This window comes from Bacillus sp. THAF10, assembly GCF_009363695.1.
Classification (GTDB): Bacteria; Bacillota; Bacilli; order Bacillales; family Bacillaceae_I; genus Sutcliffiella_A.
In genome coordinates this window covers 1,718,169-1,744,708 of the sequence record NZ_CP045403.1, presented here as the reverse complement: position 1 = coordinate 1,744,708, position 26,540 = coordinate 1,718,169, and the positions used below count along the sequence as shown (strand labels likewise).

General features: G+C 39.0%; 29 protein-coding genes. All 29 read right to left on the bottom strand.

What is annotated here, in order from left to right; translation table 11 throughout:
* The 29 genes from fliI to ftsY all read right to left on the bottom strand — a co-directional run bounded on the left by fliI (position 1) and on the right by ftsY (position 26,539).
* Positions 1-1,314, bottom strand: a complete 1,314-nt coding sequence (gene fliI / locus FIU87_RS09160; RefSeq protein ID WP_172971003.1) for a flagellar protein export ATPase FliI — start codon at positions 1,312-1,314, stop codon at positions 1-3.
* The gene (gene fliH / locus FIU87_RS09155) at positions 1,311-2,087 is read right to left on the bottom strand and encodes a flagellar assembly protein FliH (RefSeq protein WP_172971002.1); all 777 of its coding nucleotides are present in this window, start codon (positions 2,085-2,087) and stop codon (positions 1,311-1,313) included. Before fliH ends, fliI begins: the two co-directional genes overlap by 4 nt.
* Positions 2,080-3,099: a flagellar motor switch protein FliG gene (gene fliG, locus FIU87_RS09150; protein ID WP_152444310.1), complete on the bottom strand. Its 1,020-nt coding sequence runs from the start codon at positions 3,097-3,099 to the stop codon at positions 2,080-2,082. Before fliG ends, fliH begins: the two co-directional genes overlap by 8 nt.
* A gap of 19 nt (positions 3,100-3,118) precedes the next feature.
* Positions 3,119-4,708 (bottom strand): flagellar basal-body MS-ring/collar protein FliF, encoded by a 1,590-nt coding sequence (gene fliF / locus FIU87_RS09145; RefSeq protein ID WP_152444309.1) that lies wholly within the window; start codon positions 4,706-4,708, stop codon positions 3,119-3,121.
* A gap of 57 nt (positions 4,709-4,765) precedes the next feature.
* Positions 4,766-5,059 (bottom strand): flagellar hook-basal body complex protein FliE, encoded by a 294-nt coding sequence (gene fliE / locus FIU87_RS09140; RefSeq protein WP_152446484.1) that lies wholly within the window; start codon positions 5,057-5,059, stop codon positions 4,766-4,768.
* A gap of 13 nt (positions 5,060-5,072) precedes the next feature.
* Positions 5,073-5,525, bottom strand: coding sequence for a flagellar basal body rod protein FlgC (flgC, locus tag FIU87_RS09135; RefSeq protein WP_152444308.1), 453 nt, complete (start codon positions 5,523-5,525; stop codon positions 5,073-5,075).
* Complete coding sequence (gene flgB / locus FIU87_RS09130) at positions 5,525-5,914, bottom strand: flagellar basal body rod protein FlgB (RefSeq protein WP_152444307.1); 390 nt, start codon at positions 5,912-5,914, stop codon at positions 5,525-5,527. The genes flgC and flgB overlap by 1 nt, the downstream gene beginning before the upstream one ends.
* Before the next feature lie 262 nt (positions 5,915-6,176).
* Complete coding sequence (gene codY, locus FIU87_RS09125; protein WP_060665889.1) at positions 6,177-6,956, bottom strand: GTP-sensing pleiotropic transcriptional regulator CodY; 780 nt, start codon at positions 6,954-6,956, stop codon at positions 6,177-6,179.
* A gap of 223 nt (positions 6,957-7,179) precedes the next feature.
* A complete protein-coding gene (gene hslU, locus FIU87_RS09120; protein ID WP_152444306.1) occupies positions 7,180-8,580 on the bottom strand; it encodes an ATP-dependent protease ATPase subunit HslU in 1,401 nt (466 codons plus the stop codon).
* Positions 8,581-8,597: 17 nt separating this feature from the next.
* Entirely contained in the window at positions 8,598-9,140 is a 543-nt protein-coding gene (gene hslV, locus FIU87_RS09115) for an ATP-dependent protease subunit HslV (RefSeq protein ID WP_152444305.1), read from the bottom strand.
* 25 nt (positions 9,141-9,165) lie between these two features.
* A complete protein-coding gene (xerC, locus tag FIU87_RS09110) occupies positions 9,166-10,074 on the bottom strand; it encodes a tyrosine recombinase XerC (RefSeq protein WP_152444304.1) in 909 nt (302 codons plus the stop codon).
* A gap of 64 nt (positions 10,075-10,138) precedes the next feature.
* Positions 10,139-11,440 carry an FADH(2)-oxidizing methylenetetrahydrofolate--tRNA-(uracil(54)-C(5))-methyltransferase TrmFO gene (gene trmFO / locus FIU87_RS09105; protein WP_152444303.1) on the bottom strand — a complete coding sequence of 434 codons (1,302 nt, stop codon included), beginning with the start codon at positions 11,438-11,440 and terminating at the stop codon, positions 10,139-10,141.
* 99 nt (positions 11,441-11,539) lie between these two features.
* On the bottom strand, positions 11,540-13,618 hold the full coding sequence (gene topA, locus FIU87_RS09100; RefSeq protein ID WP_152444302.1) for a type I DNA topoisomerase: 2,079 nt from the start codon (positions 13,616-13,618) through the stop codon (positions 11,540-11,542).
* A gap of 426 nt (positions 13,619-14,044) precedes the next feature.
* Entirely contained in the window at positions 14,045-14,926 is an 882-nt protein-coding gene (gene dprA, locus FIU87_RS09095; RefSeq protein ID WP_152444301.1) for a DNA-processing protein DprA, read from the bottom strand.
* 265 nt (positions 14,927-15,191) lie between these two features.
* Entirely contained in the window at positions 15,192-16,094 is a 903-nt protein-coding gene (gene sucD, locus FIU87_RS09090) for a succinate--CoA ligase subunit alpha (RefSeq protein ID WP_152444300.1), read from the bottom strand.
* Positions 16,095-16,113: 19 nt separating this feature from the next.
* Positions 16,114-17,274, bottom strand: a complete 1,161-nt coding sequence (gene sucC, locus FIU87_RS09085; RefSeq protein ID WP_152444299.1) for an ADP-forming succinate--CoA ligase subunit beta — start codon at positions 17,272-17,274, stop codon at positions 16,114-16,116.
* Between the two features lie 227 nt (positions 17,275-17,501).
* Positions 17,502-17,798 carry an EscU/YscU/HrcU family type III secretion system export apparatus switch protein gene (locus FIU87_RS09080; RefSeq protein ID WP_152444298.1) on the bottom strand — a complete coding sequence of 99 codons (297 nt, stop codon included), beginning with the start codon at positions 17,796-17,798 and terminating at the stop codon, positions 17,502-17,504.
* Complete coding sequence (locus FIU87_RS09075) at positions 17,795-18,850, bottom strand: hypothetical protein (protein ID WP_152444297.1); 1,056 nt, start codon at positions 18,848-18,850, stop codon at positions 17,795-17,797. The genes FIU87_RS09080 and FIU87_RS09075 overlap by 4 nt, the downstream gene beginning before the upstream one ends.
* Before the next feature lie 12 nt (positions 18,851-18,862).
* Entirely contained in the window at positions 18,863-19,636 is a 774-nt protein-coding gene (locus FIU87_RS09070; RefSeq protein WP_152444296.1) for a ribonuclease HII, read from the bottom strand.
* Positions 19,637-19,705: 69 nt separating this feature from the next.
* Entirely contained in the window at positions 19,706-20,563 is an 858-nt protein-coding gene (gene ylqF / locus FIU87_RS09065) for a ribosome biogenesis GTPase YlqF (protein WP_152444295.1), read from the bottom strand.
* Between the two features lie 35 nt (positions 20,564-20,598).
* Positions 20,599-21,150 carry a signal peptidase I gene (gene lepB, locus FIU87_RS09060; RefSeq protein ID WP_152444294.1) on the bottom strand — a complete coding sequence of 184 codons (552 nt, stop codon included), beginning with the start codon at positions 21,148-21,150 and terminating at the stop codon, positions 20,599-20,601.
* 154 nt (positions 21,151-21,304) lie between these two features.
* Positions 21,305-21,649, bottom strand: a complete 345-nt coding sequence (gene rplS / locus FIU87_RS09055) for a 50S ribosomal protein L19 (RefSeq protein ID WP_152444293.1) — start codon at positions 21,647-21,649, stop codon at positions 21,305-21,307.
* Between the two features lie 128 nt (positions 21,650-21,777).
* Positions 21,778-22,512: a tRNA (guanosine(37)-N1)-methyltransferase TrmD gene (gene trmD, locus FIU87_RS09050; RefSeq protein WP_152444292.1), complete on the bottom strand. Its 735-nt coding sequence runs from the start codon at positions 22,510-22,512 to the stop codon at positions 21,778-21,780.
* Positions 22,513-23,031, bottom strand: coding sequence for a ribosome maturation factor RimM (rimM, locus tag FIU87_RS09045; protein WP_152444291.1), 519 nt, complete (start codon positions 23,029-23,031; stop codon positions 22,513-22,515).
* A 79-nt stretch (positions 23,032-23,110) separates the two neighbouring features.
* Positions 23,111-23,341 (bottom strand): KH domain-containing protein, encoded by a 231-nt coding sequence (locus tag FIU87_RS09040; RefSeq protein ID WP_152444290.1) that lies wholly within the window; start codon positions 23,339-23,341, stop codon positions 23,111-23,113.
* Between the two features lie 8 nt (positions 23,342-23,349).
* Positions 23,350-23,622, bottom strand: a complete 273-nt coding sequence (gene rpsP, locus FIU87_RS09035) for a 30S ribosomal protein S16 (RefSeq protein ID WP_152444289.1) — start codon at positions 23,620-23,622, stop codon at positions 23,350-23,352.
* Positions 23,623-23,742: 120 nt separating this feature from the next.
* On the bottom strand, positions 23,743-25,089 hold the full coding sequence (gene ffh / locus FIU87_RS09030) for a signal recognition particle protein (RefSeq protein ID WP_152444288.1): 1,347 nt from the start codon (positions 25,087-25,089) through the stop codon (positions 23,743-23,745).
* 12 nt (positions 25,090-25,101) lie between these two features.
* Positions 25,102-25,437, bottom strand: a complete 336-nt coding sequence (locus FIU87_RS09025) for a putative DNA-binding protein (protein WP_152444287.1) — start codon at positions 25,435-25,437, stop codon at positions 25,102-25,104.
* 106 nt (positions 25,438-25,543) lie between these two features.
* Positions 25,544-26,539 carry a signal recognition particle-docking protein FtsY gene (gene ftsY, locus FIU87_RS09020; protein ID WP_152444286.1) on the bottom strand — a complete coding sequence of 332 codons (996 nt, stop codon included), beginning with the start codon at positions 26,537-26,539 and terminating at the stop codon, positions 25,544-25,546.
* Position 26,540: the final 1 nt, after the last annotated feature.

The window sequence follows — 26,540 nt, the reverse complement described above, 5'->3', positions numbered from 1 at the left end:
CTACTTCATAAGATCTGTGAGTTTATTCAATGTTTCTGTATACTCCCACTTTTCATCTACCTCTTGCTTAATAAAATTTATAATGGCTGGATGGGATTGAATGGCATCATCTATTTCTATGGAGCTACCACGTTTATAGGCTCCTATGTTGATAAGGTCTTCTGCTTGATAATATTTTGATAATTTATTTCTTAATTTTTCAGCACATAGCTTGTGATCTTTTTCTACCAAGTGATTCATCACACGACTTACACTCTTTAGAATGTTAATGGCAGGATATTGACCTTTATTCGCTAAATCGCGGTCTAATACAAAATGACCATCAAGAATTCCTCGTACGGTATCTGCGATAGGTTCGTTCATGTCATCACCATCCACTAATACGGTATAAAAGGCGGTAATCGTGCCATTTTTGTTCGTACCAGTTCGTTCTAATAGCTTTGGAAGCATGGAGAATACAGAAGGAGTGTATCCTTTTGTCGTTGGCGGTTCGCCTATTGCCAAACCGACCTCTCTTTGTGCCATTGCTACCCTAGTCACAGAGTCCATCATTAGCATGACATTGTAGCCTAAGTCTCGAAAATATTCAGAAATAGCAGTAGCAGTATAAGCTCCTTTTATTCGCATTAAAGCCGGTTGATCTGAAGTTGCCACCACGACGATGGAGCGCTTTAAGCCTTCATGGCCTAAATCCCGTTCGAGAAAATCCTTTACTTCTCTTCCACGTTCTCCTATCAGTGCAATCACATTAATATCTGCTGTTGTATTTCTCGCAATCATTCCAAGTAACGTACTTTTGCCAACACCACTTCCTGCAAAAATGCCTACCCTTTGTCCTTTTCCTACGGTCAAGAGGCCATCAATCACTTTCACTCCTACTTCAAGCTCTTCTGAAATAGATGGTCTTGACATAGGATTTGGCGGGGTTTGATCTGTGGTATATTTTTTCAGCCCGAGTGGCAGCTTTTCTTCTGGGTCTAAGGGTTTTCCTAACGCATCTAGTACCTTCCCACGTAGTTCTTCCCCTATTCTAATTTCTAATGGGTTGTTTGTGGCTTCTACCATACAACCAGGTCCTATATCATGAATATCTGTAAAAGGCATTAGAATAACATGTTCATCTCGAAAGCCGACTACCTCTGCTTGAACGATCTTTTTTTTATTTTTACTTATGATGATATTACAGACATCGCCGATGGAACTTTCTGGACCTTTAGATTCAATCATCAGGCCAATCACTCGCTTTACCTTTCCATACCTTTTATAGGAACTAATAGCTTCGACTTCTTTGATTAAATCTGTGACTGTTATCATGAGTTAGACTCCGAATTTATCAACTGCAACAAATGCTCTTTTATCTCACCTAACTGAATTTGAATGGATACTTCCATCCTTCCGGCAGAAGAATCAATGTAACAGCCTCCCTGAGAAAGGTCGGAATCTGGAAAGATGAGAAGTTCGTATTGACTGTTTAAGGCGCTTTGCAGAAAATCTTTGTTCTCTAAAAGGTATGGGAAATGAATAGGACTGGTATAGATGCGAACCTCTTCCTTTTCCTTTACTTCTTTAAGGGCTTCTTTTACCATTTTCGTAAATGCCTCTGGATTAGAATCTAGTGTAAAACCAAGGATCTTCTCTGCTACCTTCATACTAAGAAACATGATGTCTTCCACCGAGTTGTCTAGCTTGTCATGATAATCCTTTTTTGCTAGCTTCAATACATCTTCGGCCTCTTCAATTAAAGCACTGTATTGAAGTGATGCTGATTCTTTTCCTTCTTGAAAGCCCTGTTCAAGACCTATTTCTCTTGCCGCCTTTTCTAGCGCTTGTTTCTCTGTATCCCAGGCTTGTTTTTCTTGTTGAATTTTTTCTTCCATCGCCTGTCTGATTTGATTAGCTTCCATTAGAATTTGATCAGCATCTTGCTTAGCCTGTGCAAGCAATTGGTTTATGGAATCAATAGAAAGGGTATGGTCTTCTGTCAGCCCTTGATCTTTTTTTCGTTCTATAAAAATTGGGGCGACCTTAATTGCGACCGACGTACTTTTCTTTTCCTGTAAAAGAGTAGATTTGATCAACTTAGACAATGATGTCATCTCCTCCACCACGGGCAATAATGATTTCCCCAGCTTCTTCTAGCTTTCTAATAATGCCAACAATTCTTGATTGTGCCTCTTCAACATCCTTTAAACGTACAGGTCCCATATACTCCATATCGTCTTTCATTGTTTCGACCATACGTTTGGACATGTTCTTAAAGACAATTTCTTTCACTTCTTCACTCGCCACCTTTAAGGCAAGCATAAGGTCTTCGTTTTCCACATCACGAATCACTCGTTGAATGGCCATATTATCTAATGTAACGATATCTTCAAACACAAACATGCGTTTTTTAATTTCTTCCGCTAGCTCTGGATCCTGGATTTCAAGGGAATCCAGAATAGTTCTTTCTGTGCTTCTGTCCACTTGATTTAAAACATCAACCACCGCATCAATTCCACCTGTATTCGTATAATCGCGTGTAACAGTTGTTGATAACTTTCTTTCCAAGATTTGCTCTACTTCATTAATAATTTCAGGTGAGGTGCTATCCATGACAGCGATTCTTTTCGCAATATCTGCTTGTAGCTCTTGAGGCAGTTCTGAGAGAATCTGACCAGACTTAGTTGGTTCCAAATAGGAAAGAACTAGAGCGATGGTTTGTGGATGCTCATTTTGAATGAAATTTAAAATTTGTGATGCATCCGCTTTTCTAGCAAAATCAAAGGGCTTAACCTGTAAAGAAGAAGTGAGTCTAGTAATAATAGCGGATGCTTGCTCTTTTCCTAACGCCTTCTCCAACACCGTTTTCGCATAGCCGATTCCACCTTGCGAGATATAATCTTGAGCCAATGCGATTTGATGGAACTCTTCTAAAACATCTTCTTTAATATGAGAGTCCACTTTTCTAACTCCACTTATTTCTAATGTCAACTTTTCTATCTCTTCTTCAGAAAGATGTTTATAAACGTATGCTGACACGTCAGGTCCAAGTGAGATTAATAATATGGCTGCTTTTTGTTTATTGGTAAATGCTTTTGTTTGATTAGCCTTTGCCAATTACCTATCCCCTTTCACTTTATTCAGACAACCATGATCGCAGCAGCTTTGCAAACTCATCTGGTTTATCTTTCGCTAATTTTTCCAGCTGCTTTCTGCGCACAGAGCTTTCTGATTCTTTTTCGTTGTGAATGTCAGGAACGGATACTGGAACAACTTCCTCTTCCTCTACCAATTCTTCTTCTTCTGGTTCTTCTCGTTTTCTGCGTAATAACAAGAATAATAGAATTAAGATAACCACAAGTAGAATTCCTGCGATAACATACACAAACACCGGAATGACAGGAGATTCGGTTTCAGCTATTTCCATTTTTCCGTTAAACGGCTGGACAGAAACGACGATTTTCTCCTCTAAATTCTCTATTTCTTGATTTTCACCTAATGTTTTTTTATCAATGGAGGTTTGGACAATGGTAGAAAGGATTTGTCTGATGTCCTCGACCGTATTTTCCTGCATGGAAAGCGGGTCATCCGCAATTGGCGGTTCCACCATAACCTGTATGCCCATGTCTCTTATCTTATATGGACTTTCTACTATTTCTTTTCTTACTCGATTTACTTCATTGTTAATTCTTTCTTCCATTCTCTCGTAATCGCCACTGCCATTGCCTCCACCCGCTACATAATTAGGGATGTCCGCTTCACCTGTACCTCCGACTCCACCTGCTTCGTTCTCATTACCAGTGTAGGTTTCTGTTATCCTTTCCACACTAACGGCAAGACCTTCCATGTTTTCTTCATCCACAGGGGTTACAAGGTTCACTTCACTGTTTTCTTGCGTAAAGTCAATATCAGTAGTCACAGATACGACTACTTTGTTAAAGCCCATCATTACACCAAGCATTTGATGAACTTGTCTTTGAATATCTCTTTCTATTTCTTTTTTCAACTCAAGCTGAGAAGCCGCAGTAAAAGAATTTTCACTATTTTGATTATTTTTGTAATCAAAATACTCAACATTTTGGTTCATGATGACGATATTATCTGTAGATAAATTAGGAATGCTTTTGGATACCAGGTGATAAAGTGCGTCTATATGAGATTGATCAAAGTTGTAGCCAGGTTCATTATGTATAACAATAGACGCTGATGCCTCCTGGGTGGATTCTCTGACAAATACACCCTCTTGTGGCAAACTAAGCATTACTTGTGCATTCTTAACTCCTTCTATTCCTTTGATCAGGTTTGCTAGCTCCGTTTGCATAGCATCGAGTTTCATTACTTGAAACTCGTTATCTGTCATTCCGAAGCCAGATCTCTCGCCAAAAAAGCTGTAATCTATGCTTCCGCTTTTTGGTACACCCTCTGCAGCCAGTTCCACTTTCAAGCTGTCCACCACTTGTTCTGGAACTAAAATGGAAGTACCATTGTTTGTTATTTCTGAAGCGATCCCTCTGCTGTCCAAAACTTCCTTAATTTGTCCTGTTTCTTGTACGGTCAAGTCTTTGTATAGAGGGGCCATATTTGTTTTTGACATAAAGAAAATAATGGCTAAAATTGCAAAAAATGATACAATCACTGAACTGATTACGGCTGTCTTTTGGGCTTTGCTTCTATTGCTCCAAAATGAAGCTGTCTTCGTCTTAAAGGCTTGTAATTTCTCTTTCATTCCGTCAATTCCCCCGGTTATTATCTTGCAGCAACATTATGCAGTAAATAACCGCATTTAAACATGCATTCGCATGATTTCCTGATAAGCTTCTACACCTTTGTTTCTAACTTCTAATGTGAGTTGCATCGCAACACTAGCTTTTTGTTGTGCAATCAATACATCGTGTAGTTCCACGCCTTGATTGTGAACTAGCTTAGTCGTCATGTCATTTGAATGAATTTGTGATGTGTTTACCTCGTTTAAGGCATTTTTTAAAAAACTCGAAAATTGCTGTTGAACTTCACTGCTTGATTTCAGCTTGTCTCCTTGAAAAGTCATTTGCGGACTGTTTCCTATTTTGCTTATCATCATTTAGCCCCCTTTATTTCCCTATTTCCAACGTTTTCATCATAAGTCCTTTAGAAGCGTTAAAAACGGTAACGTTTGCTTCATAGGAACGGGTAGCTCCCATGAGGTCTACCATTTCTTTAAGAGGGTCAATGTTTGGCAACTCTACATAGCCCGCTTCATTAGCGTCAGGATGCTCCGGATCAAACACTAATCGAAAAGGTGTTTGATCTTCGATAATTTTAGTCACCTTCACACCATTTCCAGCTCCACTTCCAGATCCAGTCGCCTTTTGAAGATAGGATTGAAAACTATTCTCCCGCGGAGCTGTTTCCACCAATTTTCTTCGATATGGCTCCCATTGGCCGTTTCGGTACTCTCCTCTTGTTGTATCAACATTTGCCATATTAGAGGAAATAACATCCATTTTGAGTCGTTGCGCCGTGAGAGCAGAAGCGGAAATATTCATACTGTTAAACATAGACATTACGCTTTGCCTCCTTTAATCACATTCTGTATGGATTGAAACTTTCCATTCAATTGATCAACAAGCGTGTAGTAATAGATTTGATTTTCCGCAAGCTCTGACATTTCTTTATCAATGTCTACATTATTACCATTAGGTGAATATGAATGGTTGGAAGATGCTATTTGAAAAGATTGATTACCCCTACCTTGGAATTCATGGTGTCGTTTATCTGTTTTTGTCGATTGAAGAGCCTTATTAAATTCCTGACCAAAGCTTGGTGTAACCTCTCTTCTCTTAAAGTTAGGAGTATCAACATTTGCTATATTATGTGAAATTGCTTTATGCTTCGCACTGGAATATTGTATCCCCTTTTCCAAAGCTTGGATTGATGTCGAAAAAACCTTCATTTCTACCCCCGTAAATCTGTCTTTTGTTTCGAAATATATAGTTTTGTCGAAAATTGTATGTCTTGTTTAATTGTAAATTAAGGTAACGAATATGTCTATGTGTCAAATGTTAAAAAAAATCAGCATTTTGGCTCATTTTTGTTCATAGATACAAAGACCTAGATAAATATTCCATTTTTATCGAAAGGCATTATTCACAAAAAAAGGTCCGACATTACTACAATATGTAGTAATTTGTCGGACCTTTTTAATAATGATAAATTTAGTGGGATTTTAATTTTGATAATTCAAATAGGAACTTGTCGTTTAAGACTTTGATATACGTTCCTTTCATTCCTAATGAACGAGATTCAATAACACCAGCGCTCTCTAATTTACGCAATGCATTTACAATTACAGAACGGGTAATTCCAACTCTGTCAGCAATTTTACTTGCTACGAGCAATCCTTCTTTTCCATCAAGTTCTTCAAAAATATGTTCAATTGCTTCAAGCTCACTATAGGATAAGGAACTGATCGCCATTTGCACGACTGCTTTACTTCTTGCCTCTTCTTCAATTTCTTCTGCTTTTTCACGGAGAATTTCCATTCCTACAACGGTTGCTCCGTATTCTGCTAATATTAAATCATCATCGGAGAATGGCTCTTGTAAACGAGCAAGGATTAGTGTTCCTAATCTCTCTCCACCTCCAATGATTGGAACGATTGTCGTTAAGCCAGATTTAAACAGCTCCTTGTTTTCAACAGGGAAAGCAGTGTACTCGCTCTCTACATCAAGGTTAGAAGAAGTTTCTGAAATATTGAAAAGGTTTTTCGTATACTCCTCTGGAAACTGGCGATCTTCAAGCATTTTAATCATGCGCTCGTTTTCTATTTGTTGGTTAATGGAATAGCCTAATAGTTTACCGCGGCGAGAAAGAACGAATACATTCGCTTCAATCACATTGCATAATGTTTCTGACATTTCTTTAAAGTTTACTGGCTTACCAGCTGCTCTTTGTAGCATTGCGTTAATAGTTCTCGTTTTCTGTAATAATGGCATGTTTATTTCCTCCTAGAATCTACATTCACTTTTTATAAAATGGCTGTTTTCACAAACTTTGTTGCTCTGGGTATTATTAGAATTTCCGTAATTATCGTTGCTGTCGTGCTCTTTTCTTGGGAAGTAGTTTTAAATAGGTGGCAATATCTTGATTGTGTTATTGGAAAAAGTCCTAATTCCGACTTTTTCTTAGGTTTTTAGCAACAATCTTTTAGAATAGAGCCTATAAAATAAATTGACTTAAATCTTTATTTTTAACAATACTACCTAGTTTATCATCTACGTATTGTGGGGTGATGACGATTTTTTCTAAATTGATATCTGGAGCTTCAAAGGATAAATCCTCAAGAAGCTTTTCAAGGATCGTATGCAATCTCCTGGCACCGATATTATCCGTTTCTTGATTCACACTATAGGCTACTTCTGCTAGTTTACGAATAGCATCGTCAGAAAATTCGACTTTTATACCTTCTGTTTCCAGTAAAGCAATATATTGCTTAAGCAGGGCATTATCAGGTTCAATTAGAATTCTTACAAAATCCTCCACGGTTAGCTTAGTAAGCTCCACACGAATTGGGAAGCGCCCTTGAAGCTCCGGTATAAGGTCGGAAGGTTTTGCAATATGAAACGCTCCTGCTGAGATAAACAAGACATGATCCGTTTTTACTTGGCCATATTTCGTTACGACGGTGGAACCTTCTACAATCGGGAGAATATCACGTTGTACTCCTTCTCGGGAAACATCTGCAGAGGAACCACTGTTTTTCTTCGCAATTTTATCGATTTCATCAATAAAAATAATTCCAGTTTGCTCTGCTCTTACAATTGCTTCCTGAGTAACTTCATCCATATCAATGAGTTTTTGCGCTTCCTCATTTGTCAGTACCGGCCTCGCTTCTCTAACAGTAAGTCTACGCTTTTTCTTTTTCTTTGGCATGAGGTTGCTTAAGGCATCCTGCATGTTCATGCCCATTTGTTCCATACCCGACCCTTGAAGCATATCAAACATGGAGCCCGACTGTTCTTCCACCTCAACCGTAATATATCTGTCTTCAAGTTCACCAAGCGCTAATTGATGGGCTATTCTTCTACGTTGTTCTTTTATCGATAGTTCCTCTTGTTTTTCTTGCTCCTCTGTATCCTGTGAGGCAGTATTGCCGCCAAAAAACATTTCTAAGGGATTTTTATAGGAGGTGTTTTTTTGTTTTCCAGGAACCAATAATTCAACGATTCGTTTATTGGCATTCTCAAGCGCCTTATCCTTTACGCTTGTCATCTTTTCCTCTTTTACAAGGCGAACGGAGGTTTCTACGAGATCACGTACCATAGACTCCACATCTCGACCTACATAGCCTACTTCTGTGAATTTGGTTGCTTCCACCTTAATGAAGGGGGCCCCCACAAGCTTTGCGATTCTTCTGGCTATTTCTGTTTTACCCACTCCGGTTGGCCCAATCATTAAAATATTTTTCGGAACCACCTCTTCACGCAAGCTACCTTTTAAAAGACTTCTCCGATACCTGTTCCTTAAAGCTACAGCAACAGCTTTTTTAGCATTTGTTTGTCCTACAATATATTGATCAAGCATATCTACTATTTGCCTAGGGGTTAATTTTGTACTCATCTCCACAACCGCCTTTTCTATAGTTCTTCTACAATAATATTGTCATTTGTATACACACATATCTCGCCGGCAGTTTCAAGCGCTGCTTTTGCAATATCGTGAGCTGTTAAGGTTTCTCCGGCATATCTTTTTAATGCTCTACCAGCAGCCAGTGCGTAGTTTCCACCAGAGCCAATGGCAAGGACGCCGTCGTCAGGTTCAATGACCTCACCAGTACCTGAAACAAGCAGCAAAGTAGATTCGTCCATGACAATGAGCATCGCTTCTAGTTTTCTCAGAACTTTGTCACTACGCCATTCCTTTGCAAGCTCGACACTTGAGCGCTGGATATTTCCATTATACTCTTCAAGCTTTGCTTCAAACATTTCAAACAGCGTAAAGGCATCAGCCACTGAACCGGCAAAGCCAGCAAGAATTCTACCGTTGAAAAGCTTGCGTACTTTTCTGGCTGTGTGTTTCATCACCACTGCATTTCCAAAGGTAACCTGTCCGTCACCTGACATGGCACATTTTCCATTATGTTGAACAGCAAAAATTGTCGTTGCATGAAATGATGACATGAAATGCTCCTCCTCTTTTCTTTCCCTAAGCACGAGGGTGAAATTGATTGTACGTTCGTTTCAAGTGCTCTTTAGTCACATGAGTATAAATTTGAGTGGATGAAAGGTTCGCGTGCCCTAAAAGCTCTTGAACAACTCTTAAATCAGCGCCTTCATTCAAGAGATGGGTAGCGAATGTATGGCGCAGTGTGTGTGGACTGATATGTAATGTAGCACTTGCCTTCTTTACCATATCATTTAACACAACCCTCACTCCACGTGGCGAGAGGGGACCTCCCCGGAAATTTAAGAAGAGATGCCTTGTCTCGTTTGCAGATTGCTGATTTTGTGCGAGCTCCACTCGGCCATTTTCTAAATATGTACAAAGAGCCTTATGAGCGTAGCTACCAAACGGCACGTATCGCTGCTTATTTCCCTTACCTCTAACCAAAATTGTTTCAAGCTGCAGATCAATATCTTTAAGCTCAATTCCACAGCATTCACTAATACGAATACCTGTGCCATAAAGGAGCTCAAGTAGTGCTTGATTGCGTTGACCTAAAGCAGTGGAGGTGTCAGAGATTTCAAAAAGTTTTTCTAATTCCTCCTCATAAAGAAATTTTGGAAGCAATTTCTCTAGCTTTGGAACGGAAATCGCTGAGAATGGATGCTGATCCATTTTATTTTCTTTTAAAAGGAACTTAAAAAAGCTTCTTAAGCTTGATGCCTTTCTAGCAATTGTTCTTCGCGCGTATTTTTTTTGATGAAGCTTTGTTAGATACAAACGCGCTTCAACATGTGTCACTTCAAACAATTGCGGAATCGCTTCCTCTTTCATGAATTCAAAAAATTCCTCAATATCTTTTTCATAAAATACAATAGTATATTTTGAATAGTTTCTCTCGATTTGTAAATATTCTAAAAAAGACTGTAACGCAACTTTAACATTTTCCATCTTTTTCACCTCACAAGGGCTACTAAATATTATCACAATTTAGTAGCCCTTGCAATTAATTTGATTAACTTTTTACAAAATTCTGAATTGTTTCCAACGCTCTCCTAGCATGCGCTTCATTGCGCTCTTGCTTGTTTTTTATCTTAACAGGCAGATCTGGTAAGAGTCCAAAATTAGCATTCATTGGCTGAAAGTTTTTCGCGTTTGTGGAAGTAATATAATGAGCCATACTTCCGATGGTTGTTTCTTTTGGGAATACTAATGGCTCTTGGCCTTGTACGAGTCTAGCAGCATTTAATCCTGCAATTAAGCCCGAAGCTGCAGATTCCACATACCCTTCTACCCCTGTCATTTGTCCGGCAAAGAATAAATCATCTCTTTCCTTGAATTGATAGGTAGGCTTTAACAGGTTTGGTGAATTGATAAATGTGTTACGATGCATTACGCCGTAGCGAACGATTTCTGCATTTTCCAAGCCTGGAATAAGACGAATGACTTCCTTTTGGGGTCCCCATTTTAAATGTGTCTGAAAACCAACAATATTATACAACGTACCAGCTGCATCATCTTGACGAAGTTGAACCACTGCATAAGGTCTTTTTCCTGTTTTCGGATCTTCTAGTCCAACAGGCTTTAATGGACCAAAAAGCATGGTCTTTTTTCCGCGATTCGCCATGACTTCAATAGGCATGCACCCTTCGAAAAATATCTCTTTTTCAAATTCTTTTAAAGGAACCGTTTCCGCTGCGATGAGTGCTTCATAGAATCTGTTAAATTCTTCTTCGTTCATCGGACAGTTTAAATAAGCTGCCTCACCTTTATCGTATCTTGATTTAAGATAGACAATATCCATATTAATACTGTCTTTTTCAAGAATTGGCGCAGCTGCATCATAAAAGTAAAGATACTCTTCTCCTGTTAACGATTGAAGCTGCTCTGATAAAGATTTGGACGTTAAAGGTCCTGTGGCAATGATTGTTGGACCTTCTGGTATTTCATTTACTTCTTCATGAAAAACGGTAACATTTGGATGCTCTTTCACTCTCTCGGTTACTCTTTGAGCAAATTCATGGCGGTCCACAGCAAGCGCACCACCAGCAGGTACTGAACAGTCATCTGCTGATTTAATAATAACGGAATTAAGCATCCGCATTTCTTCCTTTAACACTCCGACTGCATTTGTAAGATTATTTGCTCTAAGAGAGTTAGAACAAACTAGCTCTGCAAATTTATCCGTATGGTGAGCAGGTGTTTGCTTCACTGGACGCATCTCATATAAATGGACATTAATTCCTTGGTTAGCAAGCTGCCATGCTGCTTCGCTCCCAGCAAGACCAGCGCCAATTACGTTTACTGTTGTTGTCATGTTGAATTCCTCCTAACTTTTGTGGCAAAGGAAAAAGGGCTGACATTCCTGCTTAAGTGCCAGTCCCCTTTTTTAGTGGATGAACATTCAAATTGGAAATTAGCCTTGAGCTTCTTCCTTGTAATCACATTCCACACATTGTACTTGTACACCTTTTTTGAGTTTTTTCTCGACGAGCATTGCTTCACACTTCGGACATTTTCGGGCAATTGGTTTATCCCATGAAAGAAATTCACAAGCAGGATATTGATCACAGCCGTAAAAGATTCGTTTCTTCTTACTCTTCCTCTCCACGATTGTCCCTTTATCACATTTTGGACAGGGAACACCAATATCCTTGACAATTGCTTTAGTATTGCGACAATCAGGAAAATTAGAGCATGCCATGAATTTACCATATCTGCCCATTTTATAAACCATTTCATGACCACATAATTCACAATCTTCACCAGCAGGTTCATCCTTAATTTCTATTTCCTGCATTTCCTTCTCGGCCTTTTCTAGCCTTTTAGCAAATTCATGATAAAAGCCGTCAATGATATTTACCCAGTTCACTTTCCCTACTTCTACATTATCTAGATTCGTTTCAAGATCTGCAGTGAATTCCACATTGATAATCTCAGGGAAAAACTCCAAGATGAGCTGAATCACAATTTCCCCTAGTTCAGTAGGAACAAAACGCTTGTTATCGAGTGCTACATAGCCCCTTTTTTGGATTGTATCCAAGGTTGGAGCGTAAGTGGACGGACGCCCTATTCCAAGCTCTTCTAGTGTTCGGACTAGCCTAGCTTCTGTATAACGTGGTGGAGGCTGAGTGAAATGCTGCTTTGGTTCTAGGTCTTTCGAGAAAACCGTATCCCCTTTTTCCAACGGAGGCAAAAGATTTTCTTTTTCCTCTTGCTGGTCATCGTTTCCTTCGACATAGACCTTCATAAATCCAGGAAACTTTACTGTCGAACCAGTTGCTCTGAAAATAACCTCATTTTGAGAAAGGTCTATACTAACAGTATCCAATATTGCCGGTGCCATTTGACTAGCAACAAATCTTTCCCAAATCAACTTGTATAAACGGAGCTGATCTCTTGATAAGTACTCTTTTAGCGATTGTGGATCCTTTATTGTAGAGGTTGGACGAATAGCTTCATGCGCATCCTGTGCATTGGCTTTTTTCGTTTCTTTTCTTTCTTCTGTTAAAAGAAACTTTTCACCATAGGTCTTCTCAATGTATTCTGCAGCTTCCTTTTTAGCTGTTTCAGAGATTCTTGTGGAATCTGTACGCATATAAGTGATAAGACCGACCGTTCCTTGTTTGCCTAGCTCAATTCCTTCATAAAGCTGTTGAGCGAGCATCATTGTTTTCTTCGCTCTGAAATTAAGTTTACGAGCTGCTTCTTGTTGCAAAGAAGATGTTATGAACGGAAGCGCTGGGTTTCGTTTTCGTTCCTTTTTCGTCACGCTGTTAACTGTAAAAGAGTTACCCTGTAACTTTTTAAGAACCTTTTGAACTTCTTCCTCTGAGCGAAGTTCTGTTTTCTTGCCATGCTCACCATAAAAGCTTGCTTCGAACTCTTTTGATTTATTTGTTACGAACATACTTTTTATGGACCAGTATTCTTCAGGTACAAAAGCTTTAATCTCTTGTTCCCTTTCAATGATAAGGCGAACAGCAACCGATTGAACACGTCCAGCACTGAGCCCTTTTTTCACTTTCTTCCATAGTAATGGACTAATATTGTAGCCTACAAGGCGATCGAGGATTCTTCTTGCTTGCTGTGCATCCACAACATCCATATTGATCGGTCTTGGATGCTTAAAGGATTCTTTTATGGCATCTTTGGTAATTTCATTAAAAACCACTCGACAATCAGAAGAAATGTCGATATCAAGGCTGTGTGCCAAATGCCATGCAATTGCTTCTCCTTCTCTATCGGGGTCAGCCGCGAGATAGATTTTTTTTGCTTTTTTGGCTGCTGTTTTTAATTCTTTTAAAACAGGTCCTTTTCCTCGAATGGTTATGTACTTAGGATCAAAATGATGTTCCACATCTACCCCCATTTGACTTTTCGGAAGGTCGCGAACATGACCCATGGATGCTTTTACTTTATATTTTTTTCCAAGATAGCGTTCAATAGTTTTTGCTTTCGCTGGTGATTCAACTATTACTAGATAATCTGACATTCAGGTAATCCTCCTCAAGAGGGTAAATTCTTTAGAAAAAACATTCTCACCGTTTCTTCAAAGTTTTTAGCTTCTATATTTATTCTATTTAAGGTTATCATTTTACAATTTACAAATCTTCCCCATTATTAAATAGAAAGAGACGGTTTGTCAAACTAGAGTAGTTCATACTATCTCTATTTTCCTTGTTGACATTCTGTTAAACCATTAAATCCTTATGTATTATATGTAGACACAGAATTAGTTTTATATACTTCTCCAACAGGAAAAAGGTACAATCTGCAATATCATTGTACCCTATAATAATATAGACATATATTCATTTGTAAAGTAAAAAAAGAAAATTAACTAAAAAAATATATATTTTTTGACATAATTCTGTATTTATCATGAAATTTCTACACTATTCTGAGTACAAGGATAAAGCTAGTATTGGGGTGGTGTTAATTCTTCTAAAATATCTTCATGTTGTAGCACTAATTTTGCTCCTTGCTTAATCAGAGTATTAGGACCTCGTGATGTTACCGAAAGGATGGAACCAGGAACTGCAAAGACTTCACGTCCCTGTTCAACGGCTTGATCAGCCGTGATCAGGGAGCCGCTTCTCTCTTTTGCTTCAATAACAATGACTCCTTCACAAAGACCACTGATGATTCTATTTCTTTCAGGAAAGTAATATTTTTTAGGAGATTCATAAGGAGGATATTCTGACACTAACAAATGATTCTTCCCAATTTCATCTGCAATAGCATGGTGTTCTTTTGGATATAGCTTGAGGATACCTCCACCGAGAACTGCAATTGTCCTGCCTTGATTTTCAAGGGTTATTCTGTGGGCGGAGATGTCGATGCCTTTTGCAAGACCGCTGACAATGGTGAATTGTTTATCTATTAAAGGTGGAAGTAATTTGCGGATGGATTGATTGCCATAGACTGTCATATCTCTTGAGCCAACTACAGCAATCATGCGGGTCTTAAAGAGTGCGAGATTCCCTTTAACGTATAGCACAAACGGAGGATCGTAAATCTCTTTAAGTAACCGGGGATATTCTTTGTCAAGTATAGTGGTTGTGAAAATGTTGTTTTGCTCATACTTTTTTAATAGAAGGTCTACATCTGTTTCTATTATATAGCGATAGATTTTTTGAACTTTATCTTGTGAAATACGAAGGGATGTAGAAAGCTTATCTGGAGAGGATGTAAAAAGGAATTGTAAGGTGGGATCTAGCTTAAGAATGTTACTTAATAGTAATCGGCTAATATGAGGGCAATGATGGAGAAGAATTAGCCTTTTTCTTACCTGTTTCATGAAAAATAATCACCTCATTTTATCTAGTTTTTTTAGCAGGATGTTTTCGAAAAACTTGTTGCTACTGCGTATAGTTAAGCCACACGTAACTTCCGCTGTCGTGCTTATTTCGTGGAGGTAGCTTTAAACTTGTGGCAATTGTTCTTCGCATAATGATGAAAAAAGTCCTAAAGCCGACTTTTTCCATGTTTACAGCAACAATCTTATAGAAAAAAGCTTATTAGAAAGAGGGATAGCCATTGTGACTATCCCTTTTTTCTTCCTATTAATGTGTTTTACACTTATCAAAAATTCCTTGCTCTTTAATTACTTTGATTAGTGTTTCTCCCATAACAGATGGTGTGTCCGCAACTTCAATGCCACACTCATTCATAACACGGATTTTCTCATCAGCAGTACCTTTACCACCAGAGATAATCGCACCAGCGTGACCCATACGTTTACCTGGAGGTGCTGTGCGTCCGCCAATAAAGCCAACAACTGGCTTAGTCATGTTCTCTTTTACCCATAGAGCAGCTTCTTCTTCAGCTGTCCCACCGATTTCACCAATCATAATAACCGCATAAGTATCTTCGTCTTCATTGAATGCTTTTAACACATCGATGAAGTCCGTTCCGTTTACAGGATCGCCACCGATACCTACTGCTGTGGATTGACCAATACCTGCTTGAGATAATTGATGAACGGCTTCATATGTTAACGTACCAGAACGGGATACAACACCAACATGTCCTTTAGTATGGATGTAGCCAGGCATGATCCCGATTTTGCACTCGTCTGGAGTAATAACGCCAGGGCAGTTAGGACCAACTAAACGAGTCTTTTTCCCTTCCATATAACGTTTTACTTTTACCATATCAAGAACTGGTATATGTTCCGTAATACAAATAGCAAGATCAAGTTCTGCATCCACTGCTTCTAAAATTGCATCTGCTGCAAATGGAGCAGGAACATAGATAACAGAAGCATTAGCACCAGTAGCCTTCACTGCTTCTTCTACTGTGTTAAATACAGGCACACCTTCTACTTCCGTGCCGCCTTTACCTGGAGTAACTCCACCAACGATTTGTGTACCATATTCAAGCATTTGCTTTGTATGGAACAACGCTGTAGATCCAGTAATACCTTGTACGATTACTTTTGTATCTTTATTAATAAAAACACTCATCAAATGTCCCCTGCCTTTCTTATCCTACTTGTGATACGATTTTTTGTGCACCATCAGCCATAGATTCTGCTGCCACAATATTTAAACCGGACTCATTTAAAATTTGTTTTCCTAAATCAACGTTCGTACCCTCTAGACGAACTACTAGCGGTACACTTAGTCCTACTTGTTTCGCTGCTTCTACAACTCCAGTAGCGATGATGTCACATTTCATAATTCCACCGAAAATATTAACGAAAATTCCTTTTACGTTATCATCGGATAGGATAATTTTGAAAGCTTCCGTTACTTTCTCAGCAGTTGCACCGCCCCCAACATCAAGGAAGTTAGCAGGGTCCCCACCGTAGTGTTTAATGATATCCATCGTTGCCATCGCAAGACCAGCACCGTTTACCATACAACCAATGTTACCATCTAAGCTGATATAGCTAAGGTCATATTTAGATGCCTCGATTTCTTTTGCATCTTCTTCCTCAAGGTCACGGTACTCTACGATATCCTTATGACGGTATAAGGCATTGGAATCAAAGTTCATCTTCGCATCAAGTGCCATTACATTGCCATCACCCGTTACAACGAGTGGGTTGATTTCCGCAATAGAGCAGTCCTTTTCTACAAATGCTGTATAAAGGCCCATCATGAACTTAACTGCTTTTCCAACCAGTTCCTTAGGGATATTGATGTTAAATGCTACACGACGAGCCTGGAAGCCTGTAAGACCTACAACAGGATCAATTACTTCTTTGAAGATTTTTTCAGGCGTTTGCTCTGCCACTTCTTCAATTTCCGTTCCGCCTTCTTCAGATGCCATTAAGACAACACGAGAAGTCGCACGATCAAGAACTAAACCAATGTAATATTCCTTTTTGATATCGCATCCTTCTTCAATAAGTAAGCGTTTTACTTCCTTACCTTCTGGACCTGTTTGGTGTGTAATTAACGTTTTTCCAAGAATTTCGTTCGCATATTCACGAACCTCGTCCAAATTCTTCGCAACCTTTACACCACCAGCTTTACCACGCCCACCAGCGTGAATTTGTGCTTTCACAACACAAACTTTTGTTCCTAATTCTTTTGCTGCTTCTACTGCTTCTTCCACAGTGAAGGCAACGCGGCCGTTTGGAACAGCAACCCCGTATTTTCTGAGGATCTCTTTTCCTTGATATTCATGGATATTCATTTCCCATCCTCCAATCTTATGTATAACAGATTATTATTTAAAAATAGACTGCGCTTTCATTTTATAAAATGCGCATACAAATGTCTACCTTTCTGCAAAAATATTATACTATTTTCAAAAAAATAAAATATAACCATTCTTCCAGTACCTTTAGAATATGATTGTTGAGCGTCAGTGAGGGAGAATTGACTGATTATTCAATCTTTTTTCATTATCCTAATAAACCTTCACGTGCCCTTTTTCACATTCTTTTCTTCTTCTGAATGAAGGCTATATACATAGGCTAATACCTCTGCAATAACCTCATATAACTCCTCTGGAATCGTGTCATTTAACTCTACTTGCATTAAGAGTTCGATAAGCGCTTCATCCTTTTGAATGGGAATATTATTTTTTTCGGCCTCTCGCAAAATATTATTGGCAATTAGCCCTGCCCCTTTTGCGTTGACAACCGGTGCCGACTTTTTGGATTGCTCATATTTTAATGCTACCGCTTTGATTCGTTTCTCCCGCTCATCGGTCATACTCTAATATCCAATCCTTTCTCTGGTGGTGTCAACACTCGCTCTAAAAGACGTAAGGATATCCCAGCTGTTGCCTCTTTCTCTAGAAACTCGGTTTTAACAGAGGTGAGGACATAACCTTGATCTGTTAATGATTCTTTTAATGTGTTAGCGCTATTTTCTATAAGTTTAGCAAGAGGTGGATATTCATGTTGGATGTGCAAATTAACTGATTTGTTTTGAACGAACATATCAAGCATGAGGGTAGAAAAGATAGGCATGTCTAAAAAAAGCACAATCCTACAATAATCAGGATCAATTGCTCCTTCTCTTTTTCTTGCATTAATATGGATGTACCAATCTTTTCTTTTTTCCTCATACTGCATTGGGAAAGGGATAAACCACTGCCCCATATTTGCGTCTTCCTTCGAGAGAAGCTGAAAGCCTGCTATTTTTGACAGTACAGCTGAAACGATTGCCTTTTCTGATGGTGCCTTCAAAGAGTGCAAGTATTCTATTAAAAGGGGCTTAAGCTGTTCCATTTTTATGCTAGTGAGAGCTTGATTTTTTGCAAGCATGGAAGCAATACTATTTTCAAAGTTTAATCCCAGCTTTGTAAAACTTGTTTTTAGTTGATGAACAAGTTCTATTGTTGTTGAGTCAGAGAAAGACAACGGCAAGCTTTTTAACAGAGAAATTAATTGCTGTTGAACAGGTGTTGGTTTATCTGTTTTACTAAGTAAGACTTCAAGCTTTGTAAGAGATTCTGAAAAAGTTTGAGAGTCAAACATAGCTTTTATAATACCTGGTAGCTCATTCACTTTTAAGGGGGAAGCGCTTCTTTGTAAAACCTCACCTACAAACGCTAAAGCAACCCCCTTTTTTTGTGGAGGGAGGATTTCAATAGTCTTGTGAACATCCGTCAAGTTACCTTGCAAAGGGGACTGCTCTTTGACAATAGCGGAAGAAAGCAATGCAGTAGTAGCTACTTCTTTCACAACAGAACTGTCCCTTACTACGTGTGATATAGATGAATTTGGAATTTTCGCCTGTAGTAGTTGCCAAATATTCATACGTTCTCCCTATTAGCGACGGACCATCTCTTTTACTGGTGAAAAGCTGATTCGATGTTCTTTAGTCACCCCGATTTCTTCTAAAGCTTGCAGATGCTCTTTTGTCCCATATCCCATGTTCCGTTCAAAACCAAAGCCCGGATACATCGTGCTTAACTCCTCCATGTATCTGTCTCTAGTTTCTTTTGCAAGCACTGACGCTGCAGCAATGGAAACGCTTCTGGCATCTCCCTTAATAATAGAAGTTTGAGGAATGGTAATCTCGAGTTTCATCGCATCAATTAAAAGATAATCGGGTTTTTCAGCCAGGCTATTGATTGCTTGTATCATCGCTCGTTTCGTCGCTTCGTATATATTTATTTGATCTATCTCATGTGAATCAATAATGCCTATACTATAGCTTAATGCATGTTCTTTTATGTAGGAATAAAATTCTTTCCGTTTTGCTGGAGATAGCTTTTTGGAGTCTGTTAAACCCCTCAGATAAAAATGTTGTGGTAACACCACTGCAGCAGCCACGACCGGGCCTGCTAAAGGACCCCGACCAACTTCATCCACTCCAGCAATTGCACGATAGCCCTTGTCAAAAAGGTCACGCTCAAAGCTTAACATTTCCTCGAATTGCTGTTTAAACGCTTTTTCTTGTATGTTGCTTTTTTCCCATCGTCTTAGTAGTGCTTGGACTCCTTTTCGCTCATCTTTTTGCAAACTATTTAAAATGGAGGAATCTTCTTCTGATAACTCTTGTATAATTGCCTCTATTTCTTTTATCGACTTTTCTCTCATAACGTTGACTCCTTGATTGCTTTTTGTCTAAAAATAAAGAAAAAGGCTCACGTCATGATGCGAGCCTTTTCAAAGGGTTTCTGGACGTTCGAAGCTCAGTTTACCAAGCTTTTCAGAACGTATTTCTCTGATAATCAATTCTGCTGTTTTGTCATAATCAATCATTCCGCCACTCATCATACAGCCACGTTTTGACCCAATTGCATCAAAAAGATCGACAATATCTGTTGGAATTTCATCGAGAGCGTAGCGTTCCTTTAGTCTATCAGGATAATGCTCCGTTAAAAATCGCAAAGCAAAAACAGCAATGTCTTGCAGGTTGATTATGGTATCCTTAATCGCTCCTGTAGTAGCTAAGCGGTATCCTACTTGTTGATCTTCAAATTTCGGCCAGAGTATTCCGGGGGTATCGAGTAACTCCAGTTCCTTGCCTACCTTTACCCATTGCTGCGCCTTTGTCACGCCTGGTCTGTCTCCGGTTTGAGCGATGTTTTTCTTTGCGAGTCTATTGATAAGTGTTGATTTACCGACATTAGGAATTCCCACGATTAAAGCTCTGATTGCTCTTGGACGAATGCCTCTGGATTGCATTTTTTCAAACTTCTCACGTAAAAGTTCTTTTGAGAGTGAGGAAATTTTTTGAATTCCCTTTCCAGTTTGTGAGTCAATGGCAATTGCTTTTGTAGTAGAACCCTCAACGTTAAAGTAATCCAGCCACTCACGTGTGATGTTGGAATCAGCCATATCCGCTTTATTAAGAAGGATAATTCTAGGTTTATTTGAGATAATTTCATCTATCATTGGATTTCTTGATGAAACAGGAATTCTTGCATCTACTAACTCATAAACGATGTCAATCAATTTAAGTTTTTCTGTTACTTGCCTCCGGGCTTTCGCCATATGCCCGGGAAACCACTGTATTGTCATGAATAAAGCCTCCTGAAAAACATAAAAGCTTTTTGTTATTTTACTTTTCTTAGATCTTGGAGCGGCCAGTAAACGACATTGGTTTTACCGAGTACTTCTTCTTTAGGAATCATGCCAATATGACGGCTGTCCTTTGAGAATCTGCGGTTATCACCTAATACAAATAAATGTCCATCTGGCACTTTTTGATGTCCTGTTTTTTCCTCAAGTGTAAAGTTTTCTGTTAACGGACCATCAGGATACTGCACTTTGTACTCTTCTAAATATGGCTCGTCATATGCCTTTCCATTAATATAAAGAACGTCATCTTTATACTCTATTTCATCACCTGGAAGGCCAATAATTCGTTTGATATAGTCCTTGTCCTCTGTGGCATGAAATACGACAATATCAAACCTGTCTGGTTCACCTATCATATAACCGACTTTATTAACAATCATTCTGTCTTGATTATAGAGGGTTGGCATCATAGAATCTCCATCGACTACAATTGGTGCAAAGAAAAAATATCGTATTGCTGCTGCTAAAATGACAGCAATAGCTAATGCTTTTATCCATTCCCATAGCTCATTTTTAGATCGTGCCATTTTAGTTCCTCCGCTGTTTACGTTAGGTTTCTCGTGCCAGGTTACTTTTTATGTACGAGTAATTATCATTATATACTTTAAAAGGTTTTTATGAAAACTATTTGAGGTTTGATTCTATAAAAAAGGGAGCTTGTCTCCAAGCTCCCCACTTTTATTATCGGATTTCTTTAATACGTGCTTTTTTACCACGTAATGCGCGTAGATAGTAAAGCTTCGCACGACGTACTTTACCACGACGAACTACATCAATTCCCTCAATCTTTGGAGAGTGAACTGGGAATGCACGCTCGACACCTACCCCGTAAGAAATCTTACGTACTGTGAATGTTTCGCTAATTCCGCCACCACGACGTTTGATTACTACACCTTCAAACACCTGGATACGCTCACGAGTTCCCTCAACAACCTTAACATGAACACGTACAGTGTCACCAGGACGGAAAGAAGGAAGATCAGTTTTTAACTGCTCTTGAGTAATTTCTTGAATCAATTTTTGCATGTTTTTCTACTCCTTTTCCACAGATGCTCATTCCATTCATAAAGATGCAGCGGAACATCGTTTTTAGACATAGCTTAAGCTAAGTCACAAATGATATCATAGCATAATGAATAAGTAAAATCAATCATTTAACGCTCTTTTTTTATCTCTTCCAGCCAGTTCTTTTGTTGATCTGTTAAAGGAAACGCTTCTAATAAATCCGGACGGCGATTCCATGTTCTTCGCAACGTTTCCTTCGTGCGCCATTCTTCAATATTGGCATGATTTCCTGATAAAAGCACATCTGGTACCCTCATGCCGCGGAAATCAGCTGGCCTTGTATAATGTGGATGCTCTAACAAACCTGTACTAAAACTATCCTGTTCATGAGAAGCAGCCTTCCCTAGCACGTCTGGCAAGAGTCGAACGACACTATCGACAACAACCATTGCTGCTAACTCCCCACCGGTTAACACATAGTCACCAATGGAAATTTCATCGGTTACCATATGTTCTCTGATTCTTTCATCATACCCTTCGTAATGACCACAGATAAGAATTATATGTTCTTCCTTAGCCAATTCTTCTGCTTTCCTTTGAGAGTATCTTTCGCCTTGCGGACACATTAAAACCACCCTAGGCTTTTTCTCAGACTCAGAAGTTAAACTCGTTATGGCATCAAAAATGGGCTGAGCTTTTAGGACCATCCCTGCTCCTCCACCATAAGGATAGTCATCCACGGTTTTATGTTTATTATCAGCATATTCTCTAAAATCTGTTACTCGATATTGTACCGCACCTTTTTCAGCTGCTTTGTTTAGAATGGACGACTCTAAAACTCCAGAAAACATTTCAGGAAAGATAGATAAAATATCAATCTTCATTTAAAACAGCCCCTCAAGAGGTTCAATGATGATGGTTTTCTCCGCTATATCTACCTTTTTAACAACAGAATCGATATATGGAATATAAATTTCTTTTCCTTTTTTCGGTTTCACAACCCACACATCATTTGCACCAGGTGTTAACACTTCTTTGACTGTTCCGATTTCCTCCATTGATTCTTGAAGAAGTACTTTACAGCCAATTATTTCGTGAAAGTAGTATTCCCCTTCTTCTAGGTCCCCTAGTTGATCCTCAGGTACTTTAATTATCGCACCTTTAAACTTTTCCACGTCGTTAACATTGTTAAAACCTTTGAAGGTCAAAAGGTCGAAGGATTTATGTACCCGTCTTGATTCTACGATTACTTCCATCGGCTCCGTGTGATTTTCTAAAAAAAGGTAAAGGCGATTTCCCTTTTGATATCTTTCTTCAGGAAAATCTGTTCTTGATACGACACGAACTTCGCCTCTGATACCATGAGTATTGACGAGCTTACCAACATTAAACCATTTTGCCAACTTACGCACCTCCAGGATAAAGGACTTCTTTTTAGGATGCCCCATTCAAACAGAAAGAGGGAAGCTAAATAGCCTCCCCCTACTCCATAATCTCTAATTGTACTCGTTTATTTTCATGTGCGGCTGCAGAGAAAAGAACCGTGCGGATTGCCTTAGCAATTCTCCCTTGCTTGCCAATCACTTTCCCTAAATCATCTTGATGCACTGTAAGCTGATACGTCACAGAGTTACCTGTATTTTTTTCCGTAACAACCACATTTTCTGGATGATCTACTAACGACGTCACAATTGTTTCGATTAAATTTGTCATTTTGCCTCTTACTTACCTAATTTAGCATTGTGGAATTTTTCCATAATGCCTTCGTTAGAGAAAAGGTTACGAACAGTATCAGAAGGCTTTGCGCCATCTTGTAACCATTTAAGTGCAAGATCTTCGTTGATTTTCACTTCAGCTGGTTGAACAACAGGGTTGTAAGTTCCAACTGTTTCAATGAAACGTCCGTCACGAGGAGAACGAGAATCTGCAACTACGATACGATAGAATGGGGATTTTTTAGAACCCATACGTTTTAAACGAATTTTTACTGCCATAATAAAATAGCACCTCCGAAAATATTTCACACAAGATAGTATGATAACAAGTAGTTAATAGTTTGTAAAGTGTTTTTTCTTGTCACTTTATTTATTTAGAGAAAAAATGGGAAACGATCGTTACATGAAAGGAAATTTAAAGCCACCTTTTTTGCCTTTTCCTTTTTGCATACTGGTCATTTGTTTCATCATTTTTTTCATCTCTTCAAATTGTTTTAAGAGACGGTTAACCTCTTGAATAGGTCTTCCGCTACCCTTTGCTATCCGTTTTTTACGGCTAGCATTCATTAAGTCTGGGTTGTCTCTTTCTGCTTTCGTCATCGATTGAATGATTGCTTCGACATGCCCAATCTGTTTTTCATCAACCTGAACATTTTTTAAGCCTTTCATCTTGTTTGCTCCAGGAATCATACCAAGGAGTTCATCAAGAGGACCCATATTTCTAACTTGTCCAAGCTGTTCTAGGAAATCATCAAACGTAAAATTCATGGTGCGAAGCTTTTGTTCCAGCTCTTTCGCCTTTTCTTCATCCACGTTTGTTTGTGCCTTCTCTATCAGAGTTAACACATCACCCATTCCAAGAATACGAGACGCCATGCGTTCTGGATGGAATGCTTCTAATGCATCAAGCTTTTCTCCCATACCAATAAACTTAATTGGCGTGTTCGTTACCGCCTTAACAGATAATGCAGCACCACCGCGGGTATCACCATCAAGTTTTGTTAAGACAACGCCTGTAAGACCAAGCTGTTCATTAAAACTTTCGGCAACATTAACAGCATCCTGACCTGTCATTGCATCCACAACAAGGAAAATTTCATCTGGCTTCGAAATTTCTTTCACCTGTTTTAGCTCATCCATTAGCTGCTCATCCACGTGTAAACGTCCTGCAGTATCAATCAGAACATAATCATGATGTTCATCCTTTGCCTTTTGGATGGCTTGCTTTGCAATTTCGACCGGACTAACCTGATCTCCGAGGGAGAAAACCGGCATGCTAAGTTGTTTTCCTAGAGTTTCAAGCTGCTTAATTGCGGCCGGTCGATAAATATCGGCAGCAACTAACAGTGGTTTTCTGTTATGTTTTTTGCGTAGAAGATTTGCAAGCTTTCCAGTTGTCGTCGTCTTTCCGGCACCTTGTAATCCAACCATCATAATAACAGTTGGCGGCCGGTTGCTTACGGCAATCTTACTTTGCTCTCCACCCATTAGCTCAGTTAATTCTTCTTTAACGACTTTAATAACCTGCTGACCGGGTGTTAGGCTTTTCATGACTTCTTGACCAACAGCTCGCTCGTTTACTCGTTTGACAAAATCTTTAACTACTTTGAAGTTTACATCCGCTTCAAGCAAAGCAAGGCGTACTTCACGCATCATTTCTTTTACGTCTTGTTCGCTTACTTTTCCTTTTCCACGAATCTTCTGAATCGTATTTTGCAAACGGTCGGCTAAACCTTCAAATGCCATGTATGCCGCCCCCTAATCTAATTTCTCAAGCGACTGAACAAGAGTATTCAGCTTAGAAGAGTTCATGATAGTGCTATCTTTAAGCTCTTCCTTTAACTGTTCGATCAAGCTCTGACGCTCTTGAAACTTTTGAAATAACAAAAGCTTTTCTTCATATTGCTCAAGCATTTGTTCTGTACGTTTAATGTTATCGTACACTGCTTGGCGACTAATGTCATATTCCTCTGCTATTTCACCAAGGGAGTGATCGTCTAGGTAATATAAAGACATATAGCTACGTTGCTTTTCTGTTAACAACGATTGGTAAAAATCATAGAGATAGTTCATTCTCGTTGTTTTTTCAAGCATTCTCTTTCACTCTCCCCTTGTTAAGTGAAATACCTTTACATTAGCATAGTTTACATGCTTACTCTTACTATGTCAAGTTTTTTTCTTGACTGTTTGATTTTACTACCTAGTCTTGTACTTCTTCTTTTTCCATCATATCAGCAAAAAGACCGTACACATATTGTTCTGCATTAAATTCTTGAAGGTCATCTGCTTTTTCTCCAAGACCTACAAACTTTACTGGAATTCTCATTTCATTTCGAATCGCAAGGACAATGCCACCTTTTGCTGTTCCATCAAGCTTCGTTAGAACAATACCAGTAACATTTGTTGCTTCAGAGAAAATTTTCGCCTGACTTAGGGCATTTTGGCCGGTTGTCGCATCTAAGACTAGAAGCACTTCATGTGGTGCTCCTGGTACTTCACGCTCAATTACTTTTTTCACTTTTTCTAGCTCTTTCATTAGGTTTACCTTATTTTGCAAACGGCCAGCAGTATCGCAAAGTAACACATCCACTTTTCTAGCTTTTGCTGCTTGAACAGCATCGTACATAACCGCTGCTGGATCGGAGCCTGAGGACTGCTTAATGACATCCACACCAACACGCTCGCCCCATACTTCTAGCTGCTCAATTGCACCTGCGCGGAAAGTATCTCCAGCAGCAAGTAGAACGCTTTTTCCTTCGTGCTTTAGCTTGTTTGCTATTTTACCTATGCTTGTTGTTTTTCCAACTCCATTGACACCAACAACAAGAATGACCGTTAAGCTATTTTCCTGTATGTTAAGAGAAGGCGTTACGTCTTCACCAGACTCATATATTTCCACAAGTTTTTCAGAGATAACACTCTTCACTTCAGCCGGGTCTTGAATGTTACGGCGTTTCACTTCCGTTTTTAATTCGTCAATCAATTCCATTACGGTATTTACGCCAACGTCAGCACTAATTAGGATCTCTTCTAGTTCTTCAAAGAAATCCTCATCAACCTTGCGATAGCGAGCCACAAGGTCATTTACTTTTCCAGAAAAGGAGTCCCGTGTTTTTGTAAGTCCTTCTCTGAATTTTTCAGTTACAGATTCAGTTTGTGTTGTTAGCTTTTCTTTCAGTTTTTTAAAAAAGCTCATG